General features: G+C 64.4%; 10 protein-coding genes. 4 read left to right on the plus strand and 6 right to left on the minus strand.

Annotated features, from left to right (window positions below; genetic code table 11):
- Positions 1-37: 37 nt before the first annotated feature.
- Both murQ and J2Y68_RS05285 read right to left on the minus strand, forming a co-directional pair.
- Positions 38-988, minus strand: coding sequence for an N-acetylmuramic acid 6-phosphate etherase (murQ, locus tag J2Y68_RS05280; RefSeq protein WP_309990654.1), 951 nt, complete (start codon positions 986-988; stop codon positions 38-40).
- Positions 963-1913, minus strand: a complete 951-nt coding sequence (locus J2Y68_RS05285; RefSeq protein WP_309990657.1) for an N-acetylglucosamine kinase — start codon at positions 1911-1913, stop codon at positions 963-965. Before J2Y68_RS05285 ends, murQ begins: the two co-directional genes overlap by 26 nt.
- Positions 1914-2149: 236 nt before the next feature.
- On the opposite strand from J2Y68_RS05285, the gene J2Y68_RS05290 reads away from it, so the two are divergent.
- Both J2Y68_RS05290 and purH read left to right on the plus strand, forming a co-directional pair.
- On the plus strand, positions 2150-3079 hold the full coding sequence (locus J2Y68_RS05290) for an endonuclease domain-containing protein (protein WP_309990659.1): 930 nt from the start codon (positions 2150-2152) through the stop codon (positions 3077-3079).
- Between the two features lie 558 nt (positions 3080-3637).
- Complete coding sequence (gene purH, locus J2Y68_RS05295) at positions 3638-5308, plus strand: bifunctional phosphoribosylaminoimidazolecarboxamide formyltransferase/IMP cyclohydrolase (protein WP_309990662.1); 1671 nt, start codon at positions 3638-3640, stop codon at positions 5306-5308.
- Positions 5309-5407: 99 nt separating this feature from the next.
- Here purH and J2Y68_RS05300 read toward each other — a convergent pair whose 3' ends face one another.
- The 3 genes from J2Y68_RS05300 to J2Y68_RS05310 form a co-directional block, all read right to left on the minus strand.
- Complete coding sequence (locus tag J2Y68_RS05300; protein WP_397334702.1) at positions 5408-6514, minus strand: trypsin-like serine peptidase; 1107 nt, start codon at positions 6512-6514, stop codon at positions 5408-5410.
- Between the two features lie 132 nt (positions 6515-6646).
- Positions 6647-7105, minus strand: coding sequence for a hypothetical protein (locus J2Y68_RS05305; RefSeq protein WP_309990668.1), 459 nt, complete (start codon positions 7103-7105; stop codon positions 6647-6649).
- A gap of 37 nt (positions 7106-7142) precedes the next feature.
- Positions 7143-7736 (minus strand): hypothetical protein, encoded by a 594-nt coding sequence (locus J2Y68_RS05310; protein WP_309990671.1) that lies wholly within the window; start codon positions 7734-7736, stop codon positions 7143-7145.
- Between the two features lie 260 nt (positions 7737-7996).
- Between J2Y68_RS05310 and J2Y68_RS05315 the strand changes: the two genes are divergently transcribed.
- The gene (locus J2Y68_RS05315; protein WP_309990674.1) at positions 7997-10219 is read left to right on the plus strand and encodes an NADP-dependent isocitrate dehydrogenase; all 2223 of its coding nucleotides are present in this window, start codon (positions 7997-7999) and stop codon (positions 10217-10219) included.
- A 63-nt stretch (positions 10220-10282) separates the two neighbouring features.
- Here J2Y68_RS05315 and J2Y68_RS05320 read toward each other — a convergent pair whose 3' ends face one another.
- Complete coding sequence (locus J2Y68_RS05320; RefSeq protein ID WP_309991628.1) at positions 10283-11392, minus strand: FAD-dependent oxidoreductase; 1110 nt, start codon at positions 11390-11392, stop codon at positions 10283-10285.
- Between the two features lie 224 nt (positions 11393-11616).
- On the opposite strand from J2Y68_RS05320, the gene J2Y68_RS05325 reads away from it, so the two are divergent.
- Positions 11617-12054: a DoxX family protein gene (locus J2Y68_RS05325; protein WP_309990677.1), complete on the plus strand. Its 438-nt coding sequence runs from the start codon at positions 11617-11619 to the stop codon at positions 12052-12054.
- The last annotated feature ends 8 nt before the right edge of the window (positions 12055-12062 follow it).

Here is a 12062-nt window from a genome sequence, read left to right on the forward strand (position 1 = left end):
GCCTCCTGCAAGCAACTTTATGCGCTGCCGGGCAACGTTACTTCTGGTTCTCGATGGCCCGGCGCAGGAAACCGCCGGCTTCCTCCAACGCACCCTTGGCCTGACCAGCCTCGATACCCGTCAGGAGCACCAAAATCGCGGCTTTCACCGAGCCGCCCACGGAGTCCAAGGCAGCGGCGGCTTCCTGGGCAGAAACACCTGTGGCGTGCTGGACGGTCCGCTGCGAACGGGCCTGCAGCTTCTCGTTCGTGGCACGCAGATCAACCATGAGGTTTCCGTAGGTCTTCCCTAGCTTCACCATCACCAACGTGCTGATCATGTTGAGGACAAGTTTCTGGGCCGTGCCGGAGTTCAATCGGGTGGAGCCGGCGATGAACTCCGGACCCACCACAACCTCGATCGCGGCATCCGCCACATGGCTCACGGCCGAGCCCTTGTTGCACGCCAGCGACGCCGTGAACGCACCACGCTTCCGTGCTTCCTCCAGCGCGCCGATCACGTACGGCGTCCTCCCGGAGGCAGTGATACCGACGACGGCGTCCGCTTCGGTTACGTTGATGTCGTGCAGGTCGCGTGCTCCGGCCGTTGCGTTGTCTTCGGCGTACTCCACAGGGTGCTGGATCGCTTTGGGGCCGCCAGCGATCAGCCCGACGACGAGTCCCGGCGGGGTGCCGAACGTCGGCGGGCACTCGCTGGCGTCGAGCACGCCCAATCGGCCGGCCGTTCCCGCTCCCACGTACAAAAGGCGCCCGCCGCCCTGGAGTCGCTCCGCAACGGCGTCGACCGTTTGGACAATCGCGGGACTGGCCGCTTCAACGGCGGCGTGTACTCCTGCACTGTGGGCAAGCATCGCGGCAACGAGTTCCTCGGTGCCAAGGATGTCCAGGTTGTCCAGGCCCTCCGCGGCGGCTTCGGTCTGCAATCCGGCGAGTTCCGTGCGCAGGCCCGCAAGTTTGTCGGCGTTAGTCGGGCCAGTTTGTTCCGTCACGGTGGATGTACCTTTCCTGGATGAGCCCGCGGCGCGTCGCAGCGAGGGCAGCACCGTCCAAGCCATCGCCCAGCGGGACCACCACCTCAATCCCAGCCGAAGCGAGGGACTTCCGCAAGAGCGCCGCGAAGAAGTCCGATCCCACCACTCCGCCCAGCAGCGCCACACGCTGTTTGTTGCCCGCACCGTCTCCGGAGGCCCGTTGCACCGTCGCCGTCAGGATGCGGCACGCCTCACCAACGATGTTAAGTGCGACGGCGTCACCCGCCTCCGCTGCCTGCAGAACCAGCGGCGCGAAACGGGCCATCGCCCTGTAGGGGTTTTCTTGTTCGGCAAGCCAGCCCGGGAGCATCTCCGGCGACTCAACCAGGGCCCCGGCCGAAGCTGAGAGCGATGTGGCCGGGCCGCCGTCGTGCGCTTCAAGAACTGCCTGAAGACCCTGCTGGCCTATCCAACGGCCGCTGCCGCGATCGCCCAGGTAGGGACCCCAGCCGTCGGCCCGGTGGAGAACCCCCAACTCGTCGAAGCGGAAAGCGACGGCACCGGTGCCCACGATCAACGCGGTGCCAGGGGCGCCCTGGAGTGCGCCGAGTTGGGCGGCGGTGGCATCGGAAAGGACCGCTGCCGGGACGCCGAAACGCTGGGCCAACATGGTGGCGAGCTCCTGCGATTTCTGTGCAGAGGCCTCGACGCCGGCCACGGCAGCTCCGATGCCCGTGACTGTGGTGATGGGCAGGCCCGGCGGCAGGAGGGCAACAGTCTCGAGCAGGAGATCGAACGCGAGGGTAGGGCCGTTGTCCACATGCACTCCCGGGAATCCATGCTGGTCCGCCGCGCCCAGCAACTCCGAACCGCGGCGCAACTCCACGCGGCAACGGCTCTTCCCTACATCGGCAACAAGAACCACATCCTGGGGGTCTTCCATGGCACAACCCTATGTTGCGGGGCCCGCTTTGCGTGTTTGGTCGTGGGTTTGCCGCGCAGAGCGGGCCTCACAAGACGTGGCCCCCGGGTTGCGGGGCCCGCTTTGCGTGTTTGGTCGTGGGTTTGCCGCGCAGAGCGGGCCTCACAAGACATGTGGAGGAGTAGTCGAAGGTGCCATCCAGGGCGCTTTCTGTGGATAACCGAATGTGAGCCATCGTTTCCCGCAACCATGGACCCATGCGGAATCTCACGCCTTTGCCGCCGGAGGTCGATCCTCAGGGTTTTCTCGTCGCCGATGCCTACGCTGCCGGCGTGCCTCGGTGGCGACTCCAGACGAAAGAACTTGTGACGCCAAGCCGTGGCATCCGTATCTCCAGGGCATGGGAACACGACCTCGAACTGCTCGGGCGGCTGCATACCGCGGTCACTCCACGAAGTGCCGTCAGCCATGTCACGGCAGCGTTGTTGTGGTCCATGCCGCTGCCCATCTACCTCGAGGAAGAAGGCAAGGGCGGGCTGATCCACGTGACCCGTCGGCAAGAGATCGGGAGGGTCAAGCGTCGCGGAGTGATAGGACATCGGGCTCCTCTGCTTGCTCGGGACGTACGTGTGTTGAACGGAGTTCAGCTGACGTCGCCGGAATGGACGTGGGTGGATCTGGCCAGGCACATGGGGAGGTCGTCGCTTGTGGCAGCCGGCGACTCATTGCTCGCCCGGAACAATCCGCTGTCCTCGATTGAAGCCATCCAGGAAGTGATTGACCGGCGTCCGAAAGTCAAAGGAATCCGCATGGCCCGTGAGATTTTGCCATTGCTTCGTGAGGGCGTGGATTCGCCGCAGGAGTCAAGGTTACGACTAAAAATCGTCGACGCCGGGCTGCCGGAGCCAGCTGTCACCCAGCCTATTTTTGACGATCAAGGCCGGTACATCTCAACGCCCGACCTCCAATACAAGGGATACAAAATTGCACTGGACTACGAAGGCGATCACCACCGCTCCGATCCCGTGCAGTGGGGCAAAGACATCGAACGTGACGACCGGCTTCGAGCCCTGGGCTGGATCGTGCTCAGGTTCTCCGATGTCCAGATGAAAGGCGGATGGGCCAACGCCGAACGTAAGGTGCGCGATGCGTTGGTGTCGCGCGGGTGGCGAGGCCCGGCGTCGTAATTCGTAGACACGGGGGCGTGATTTGTGGGGCCTGGTGTGCGCGCTCAGGGGCGCGAGTGACACGCAGAGTGGGCCTCGCAAGGAGGGGGGATTTTGTGGGGCCTGGTGTGCGTGGCTCGCCCCGCGAGTGGGGCGCAGAGCGGGCCTCGCAACGAGGGGGCGTGATTTGTGGGGCCTGGTGTGCGCGCTCAGGGGCGCGAGTGACACGCAGAGTGGGCCTCGCAACGAGGGGGCGTGATTTGTGGGGCCTGGTGTACGCGCTTAGGGGCGCGAGTGGCACGCAGAGCGGGCCTCGCAAGGAAGGGGCGTGATTTGTGGGGCCTGGTGTGCGTGGCTCGCCCCTCTAATGAGGCGCAGAGTGGGCCTCGCAAGGAAGGGGGCACACTTGTGGGGCCTGGTGTGCGCGACTCGCCCCTCGAGTGGGGCGCAGAGTGGGCCTCGCAACGCAAGAGCCCCCAAAGACGCAAAACGAGCCAACCAACGAAACGCGATAAACTCTCCGTATCCCACCCCGCGACACCACCCGCGACTTCTACGCGAACTAAGACGGAGACTTTTGTGAGCTTGACGCAGCTTGACCGTGTTCCCATCCGCCGTGCACTGATCTCGGTTTACGACAAGACGGGACTGGAGGAGCTCGCGAAGGGCCTGCATGCAGCCGGCGTCGCCATTGTTTCCACCGGCTCCACCGCCAAGAAGATCGCCGCCGCAGGCATCCCGGTCAAGGAAGTCGAAGAAGTCACCGGCTCCCCGGAAATGCTGGACGGCCGTGTCAAGACCCTGCACCCGCGCGTACACGGCGGCATCCTGGCCGACCGTCGCGTCCCGGCGCACATGGACACCCTCGCCGGCATGGAGATCGAAACCTTCGACCTCGTGGTGGTGAACCTGTACCCGTTCGTCGAGACCGTGAAGTCCGGCGCAGCGCAGGACGACGTTGTTGAGCAGATCGACATCGGAGGCCCCGCCATGGTTCGCTCCGCTGCGAAGAACCACGCAGCCGTCGCCATTGTCACGGACCCCAACTTCTACGGCGCAGTTGTCGACGCCGCAGCTCACGGTGGCTTCGACCTGAATACCCGTCGCCGCCTGGCTGCCAAGGCCTTCGCGCACACGGCCAGCTACGACAACGCCGTGGCCACCTGGACCGCCAGCCAGTTCCTGGACGAAGACGGCGACGGCATCATCGACTGGCCCGCCTACGCCGGGCTCGCGCTGGAGCGCTCCGAGGTCCTCCGCTACGGCGAAAACCCGCACCAGCAGGCCGCACTGTATGTGGACAAGGCTGCCCCCGCCGGTATCGCCCAGGCCGACCAGCTGCACGGCAAGGCCATGAGCTACAACAACTTCGTCGACGCCGATGCCGCCCTCCGCGCTGCCTTCGACTTCGCCGAGCCTGCCGTTGCGATCATCAAGCACGCCAACCCGTGTGGCGTAGCTGTTGGTTCCGCCGACGCGCCAGACCCCATCGCCGACGCCCACGCCAAGGCCCACGCCTGCGACCCCGTGTCCGCTTTCGGCGGTGTGATCGCAGCGAACCGTACGGTTACTGCTGGCATGGCCCGCACGGTCGCGGACATCTTCACTGAGGTTGTCATCGCCCCGGACTTCGAGCCCGAAGCCGTGGAGATCCTCTCCAAGAAGAAGAACATCCGCCTGCTCGCCCTGCCCGAGGGTTACGGCCGCTACCCGTCCGAGATGCGCCAGGTTTCCGGTGGCGTCCTGGTCCAGATGTCCGACAAGGTGGACGCCGACGGCGACAACCCCGCCAACTGGACCCTCGCCGCTGGCGAAGCTGCTGACGAGGCAACCCTCGCGGACCTCGCCTTCGCATGGACCGCCTGCCGCGCGGCAAAGTCCAACGCCATCCTGCTGGCCAACCACGGCGCAGCAGTGGGCATCGGCATGGGCCAGGTCAACCGCCTGGATTCCTGCCGCCTCGCAGTGGAGCGCGCCAACACCCTTGGTGTCCAGGTGGAGTCCGACGTCGAAGGTGCCGGCGGCGCGTCGAACGCCAGCGGTGCCGACGCACCTGAGCGCGCACGCGGTGCCGTTGCGGCATCCGACGCGTTCTTCCCGTTTGCCGATGGCTTGGAGATCCTGATCAACGCCGGTGTCCGCGCAGTGGTCCAGCCGGGCGGTTCCGTCCGTGACGAGGAAGTCATCGCCGCAGCCAACGCTGCCGGCATCACGATGTACTTCACCGGCGCACGCCACTTCTTCCACTGACGGACGGGCAGCAGCCCGAAAGCCAGTAGAAACGCAACGGCGGCCGCCCCCGGGAAGGGGACGGCCGCCGTCGTATTTAACAGGGACTTGCTAATTAGGCTACGAAGCCGCCGCGGTGTTGTAGGTGGACTGGATCACGGTGCCCCAGTACGGGCCGTACATGGTGGTGGAGTTGCTGCCGTAGCCGTAGCTGTTCACGGAGTTCTGGTAGCCGGAGGAGCTGTTGCCGATGAACCAAGGACCGCCCGAGGAGCCGCCGGTCATGTTGCAGGGAATTCCCTGGCTGTTGAACTGCGGGTTGTAGGGGTCGTTGGTTGCGGTGCCGGAGCAGCTCTTGAGCGATTCGCCGTTGAACGGGGAGGCGGCCGGGTAGCCGAAGGACTTGTAGCTCAGGCCGCGTGCGGCATTGAACTGGACGCCGGAGGAGCCCACAACGTCGGCGAGCTTCTGGCCGTTGAGGGTGTTCATGACGGCGAACGCGGTGTCGTACTGCATGTTGCCGTTGGAGGCCCACTGGGTGGGGGAGTACAGCGCCTTTGCCGTCCACTTCCCGTATGGTGCTGCACCGTTGAGGTATGCCGGTACGAAGACAAAGTTGGTGGCATAAGCGCCGGGCCCTTCGTTGACGCAGTGGCCGGCGGTAGAGACGGTGCTCTTGTTGGCTGCGGTGACGGAGTTGCCGGAACAGACGTAGTTGGAGCCGCCCAGTGTAAAGAAGATCTTGCCGATGTGCTTGACCGGCGTTTCGCTCTGGTTGACCTTCAGGTTGATGGCCTTGGAGTCGGTGGCCGCTGCCTGCCCGGGAATGCTGCTCACTGCGCCCGGGGCTTCGGTGACCGGGGCTTTGCCAAGGTTCAGGAGCTTGCCGCGTTCGAGTGCTTTTGCGCCAAGGATGTCGCCGGACTTGGCGTTCTTCATGCGTTCCGGCGTCCAGTAGTCTGCAGCACCCGCGTCGGACGCTGCATGGCTGCTGACCGCAGCGCCGCTGGAGTCTGTGGTGTTGACCGGTGCCGCGTTTGCACTGGTGGTTCCAACCAGCGCCAGGATCGCGGCAGCAGACAGACTCAGCAGGCTTGTGGCCAGGGTCTTGGTTTTCGTCACGTTGTTCCTACCTATCGAGGGAGTGAGGCGGCCAGTGATGGCGACCGCCGACTGACGGAATCGAAGGTATCGCGCGTATGACAATTTTGTAAAGAGATGTTTCAGAGTTTGTGATAATTTGCTGTCACTTCTGGGTCAAGTGGCGACGTCCTTGTGGCGTGCGCCGCGCAGCCGGGCGTGAGAAGGTGCAGCCCGTGGTGGCCGCCGCGCACCCTGGCGCGAAAGAGGTGCCGACGGTCAGCGGCAGCCGGTGGCAGCGGTCAGGGTGAAGGTAGCCGCACCATCTGTCATCCGAAGGTCGGTTTCGACGCGGATGCCGCCGGACTCAAAGGTCCTGGATGACGCCCAATCTGCATCACCGGCTTCAGAGGACTCGCGCGTTACCGGGAATCCGTGGGCTGTGATGGTGTCTGCGAGCCCTTTGCTGACCTCGGACGCAAAGCCGTCAGCGATGTGGCCCGACCATTCAGTGGCCTGGCGGCTTCCGCCGTTCGGTCCATCGCACTCTTCTGCGGCGAGGGCGGGCATTTTCGGAGAAGGAGCGCCAGCCAAGGAAGCTCCTTCGAGCAGGGTCCGGCTGTCCGCGAGGGCGGATTGGAGATCATCTTGGTTGGCCCCAGCGGCGCAGGATGCGAGGCCGAGAGTGAGTGTCGCGGCAACTGCGAAGAAGCCAAGGGTGGAACGATCTGCACGCATGGTTTTCCTGTTGTTGAGGGTTATCCGGGGGTCACTATCAGTGGTCTTTGACCGTGACTCTGTCAGGGAGGGGCTTGGGTGTGACGCCAGGCCATGAACCGTCCCGTGAGAGCAGGGAGAGATTGCGCGTGCCCTCGGGATCGTCGGTGCTGAGCGGGATGATGATGGTGTTGTGCTGCGAAGGAGCCGAGGGCTGCCCGCCCATCCAGGCTGATCCCACGCCTGCAGTAGAGAGGTCGAAGAACGGCTCCCCGTCGGCGGTTCGGGCACTGATCTGAATCTGGGTGTTGGGCATGTAACCCTCGCCTACAGACCAAACGTTCCGGACGACGTAATCGACCAGCAAATCGCCGTAAAGAACGGTGTAACCGGGGTCGATGTCTAACTGGACGGAGTATCCGGTGTTGCCCTTCACGTTTGGCGGACCTCCTCCGGCGAAGCCGGTCACCGAGATCCCCGGAACAGCCTCGATGGCCTCTCGGGCTTCGGCCAACGTCTGGCCGGTATCGGCGTCATGCGGGATGGTCTCCTTGGGTGGCGGGGACGGTGCCGGGACGGAGCAGGCGGTCAGGAAAAGAAAGATTCCGGCCATGAGGGCAGTCGGAACCGGACGTCGGAAACGGCGGGACATGGTTCCACTATGTGCGGTTTGGCGGTGAAAACGGATGCCGACGCGCCTCGAATCGGACATTTGTTCACAGTAACCAACCGGCCGCAACCAGGACCCGACGGCGGTGCGCAGCGGCGGCGGGCAGGTCACCGCCCGGCGTAAATCGTTTTCCCGGCCGGTAACCAAGGGAGTGATCCCGGACACGAAGAGCCGCCAAAACGGCCCACTCGGGTAAGTTAGGAGATGTTGAAATCTGCAGACTTTCAGGGAGAACCCCGCCAATGGCCAAGATTATCTATACCCACACAGACGAAGCGCCGATGCTGGCAACCTACTCATTCCTGCCGATTGTGGAAGCGTATGCCTCAACCGCAGGTGTAGAGGTGGAGACCCGCGACATTTCGCTGGCCGGCCGCATCATTGCCGTCTTCGGTGATTTCCTGACCGAGGAGCAGCGAACGGGCAACGCCCTGGCTGAACTTGGCGAACTGGCAAAGCAGCCGGAAGCCAACATCATCAAGCTGCCCAACATCAGCGCCTCCGTGCCGCAGCTCAAGGCTGCCATCGCCGAGCTCCAGGCCCAGGGCTACGCCCTCCCGGACTACCCGGACAACCCCTCATCGGACACCGAGACGGACATCCGCTCGCGCTACGACAAGATCAAGGGCTCCGCCGTCAACCCGGTGCTGCGTGAAGGCAACTCTGACCGCCGCGCACCTCTGTCGGTCAAGAACTACGCCCGCCAGAACCCGCACTCCATGGGTGCCTGGTCCCCCGATTCCAAGACCAACGTTGCCACCATGGGCGAGAACGACTTCCGCTCCAACGAGAAGTCCGTTGTCCTCAAGAACGACGACTCCCTGAGCATCCAGCTGGTCCGCGAAGACGGCACCACCAAGGTCCTCAAGAAGGACTTCCCCGTCCTGGCCGGCGAAGTTGTGGACGCAACCGTCCTGCGCGCCGACGCCCTGGATGAGTTCCTGAAGGCACAGGTTGCCCGCGCCAAGGAAGAGGGCGTCCTCTTCTCCGCACACCTGAAGGCCACCATGATGAAGGTCTCGGACCCCATCATCTTCGGCCACGTGGTCAAGGCCTACTTCTCTGAGCTGTTCGACACTTACGGCAAGCAGCTCGCAGCCGCAGGCATCAGCCCGAACAATGGACTCGCTGCCATCCTTAGCGGCTTGGATGACCTGCCGGAGGACGTCCGTGAAGGCGTCAAGGCAGCCATTACCAAGGGCCTCGAAGACGGTCCCGCACTGGCCATGGTCGATTCCGACAAGGGCATCACCAGCCTGCACGTCCCGTCGGACATCATCGTTGACGCCTCTATGCCGGCCATGATCCGTTCCTCGGGCCACATGTGGGGCCCGGACGGCAAGGAAGCTGACACCTTGGCGGTTATCCCGGACAGCTCCTACGCCGGCATCTACCAGGTTGTCCTGGACGACTGCCGCGCCAACGGTGCGTTCGATCCCACCACCATGGGCACCGTTCCCAACGTGGGCCTCATGGCGCAGGCAGCCGAAGAATACGGCAGCCACGACAAGACCTTCGAGATCCAGGCGGCCGGCACCGTCCAGCTCGTCGACAGCAAGGGCACGGTCCTCACCGAGCACCAGGTCTTCCCGGGCGACATCTGGCGTGCATGCCAGACCAAGGACATCCCGGTCCGCGACTGGGTCAAGCTGGCCGTCACCCGTGCCCGCGCCTCCCAGACCCCGGCCGTGTTCTGGCTGGATGAGACCCGCGCGCACGACGCCAACCTGATCGCCAAGGTCAACGAGTACCTCAAGGACCACGACACCGAGGGCCTGGAAATCAAGATCCTCTCCCCGGTTGAGGCCACGGCCTTCACCCTGGAGCGCATCCGCAAGGGTGAGGACACCATCTCCGTCACCGGTAACGTCCTCCGCGACTACCTCACGGACCTGTTCCCGATCCTTGAGCTCGGCACCAGCGCCAAGATGCTCTCCATCGTTCCGCTGATCAACGGTGGCGGCCTGTTCGAGACCGGCGCCGGTGGCTCCGCTCCCAAGCACGTCCAGCAGCTGATCAAGGAAAACCACCTCCGCTGGGACAGCCTGGGCGAGTTCCTTGCCTTGGCCGTCAGCTTCGAGCACCTTGCCACCACCACCGGCAACGCCCGTGCACAGGTCCTTGCCGACACGCTGGACCGGGCCACGGGCACGTTCCTGCTGGAGAACAAGTCCCCGCGCCGCAGCGTCGGCGAGCTGGACAACCGTGGAAGCCACTTCTACCTGGCCACGTACTGGGCCCAGGAACTGGCCAAGCAGACCGAAGATGCCGAGTTGGCCAAGGACTTCGCAGCAATCGCTGAAGCCCTGACCTCCAACGAAGAGGCAATCGTCGGCGAGCTCGCTGCAGTCCAGGGTCCCGCCGTCGACCTGGGTGGCTACTACCGTCCGGACGCCGCCAAGGCGGCTGAGATCATGCGCCCGTCGGCTACGTTCAACAAGGTCCTTGCTGACCTGAAGAAGTAGTCTCCGCAAAGCGAAACTGGCCCGCAGGCATTGCCTGCGGGCCAGTTGCTCTTAAGCGGTGATTCAGCGGTCCGCGCGGAACCGCTCCGGTGCCGTGCCGCCGTCGACGATGTCCTTCAACACCCGGCCAATAGCCGGCGTGAACTTGAAGCCGTGACCCGAGAAGCCGGCGCCCACCACCAGCGGACCGAAGCGGTCCAGCACGAAGTCTTCGGTGGGGGTGGTGGTGTACGTGCAGCTGATGGGAACCGCGGTGGAAGGGTCGACGCCGGGAAGCCACTCTTCTGCGTAGCGCACCAAGGCTTCGAGCTGCTGGGGGATGGGCTCGAACGTGCGCTCATCGGGGTCCATGACAGGCCCGACACCATGCCAGCCGGCCTTAACGCCCTCGCCTGGGGTGAGCATGCCGTACACGGGGCTGAACCAGTATTCGTAGAGCTCGTTGTTGGGATCCGGGTCCGGGTTGTGGTTGAAGCTGGGCCAGACCAGGGTGTTGTCCGTCGGGGTGAAGTGGGCGGGTTGCTCCTGCGTGACCACCAGGGCAGGGAGTTTGGCGTGGTCCTTAAGGACCTTGGGGGTCCATGCCCCGGCTGTGACCACCACGCGGTTGGCCCTGTATTCGGTGTCCTCTGTCACCACAACCACCGATTCGGCGCCGTCCACGCGGATGTCCCGGACCGGCGTCGAGTATTTGAAGACGGCGCCGTGCGCCTCGGCGGATTGCCGCAGCGCCACCAAAGCATCGGCGGAGCGTATCCGCCCCGACCCGGGTACGAAAAGGACGTCGGTGGCGAAGTTCATGCCTTGCCAGCGGTTGGCGGCGTCGTCCGCGGAAATGAAATAGCTCTCGATGCCGCGTTCCTGGTGGGCTTCGCGGACTTGTTTCAAACGGGGGATGTTGCCGTGGTTCGCAAGCCCCACCATGTCCAGGAGCGGCGCTCCGTGCTCAGCGGCGAGCTCGTCCCAGAGGGTTTTGGACTCTGCCAGGAGGTCGAGGTAGTCGGCTTCGGAGTAGGCGGTGTTGAAGTTGCGGGTTGCGCCGTGTGACGCGCCGATGTGGTGGCCGGCCTCGAACTGCTCCAGCAGGACCACCGAGCGACCCGACCGGGCGAGTTGCCACGCGGCAGCCGATCCCATGGCTCCTCCGCCAACAACTACAACATCAACTTCCATGCCTGCTCCATCCACAATGTCCGCGCCGTAAACAACCCCGAACAGGGCCACCTCCCATTCTGCCCCCACTCACCCAACTGAGTAGCAGCAAACGTCGCAATGAGGGCTCATTGGAGCGTTTGCTGATACTCAGTTGGGTCGAGGACCGCGGGATGTCAGGGGAGGGGAGCAGCGCGCGACTGTCCTGGTTGGCGCCCGGGCCGAGGACATGGAAGATTGGGACCGTGAAATTCCTTCACCCCTCTCCCCAGTCATCCTCCCGCGGCGTCACCATCCTGCGCGTGGTGTTTGGTGCGCTCATGGTGGTCCACGGCCTCCAGAAGCTCATGGCCGGACACGCAGCTTTCGCCGCGTCCGTTGCCGCCATGGGTGTCCAGAAGCCCGAGCTCATCGCCTGGTTGGTCATCGCCGGCGAACTCGGCCTTGGCACGCTGCTGGTCCTGGGTGCGCTGACCCGGGTGGCCGGGTTCCTCGCAGCGATCCTTTTCGCGTCGATCTGGTTCGTGACGGAGGCGGGCAAACCGCTGCTGACCGACGCGTCCGGCGTGACGGCGGAACTCCTGATCGTCTATTTCGCGATCTCGGTGGCGTTCGTGTTCCTGGGTCCCGGCGCGCTCTCCCTGGACCGTAAATTAGCCCGTCAGCCGGTGCGGAGTCGTTAACGTAACTG

Source organism: Paenarthrobacter nitroguajacolicus, assembly GCF_031455195.1.
Classification (GTDB): domain Bacteria; phylum Actinomycetota; class Actinomycetes; order Actinomycetales; family Micrococcaceae; genus Arthrobacter; species Arthrobacter nitroguajacolicus_D.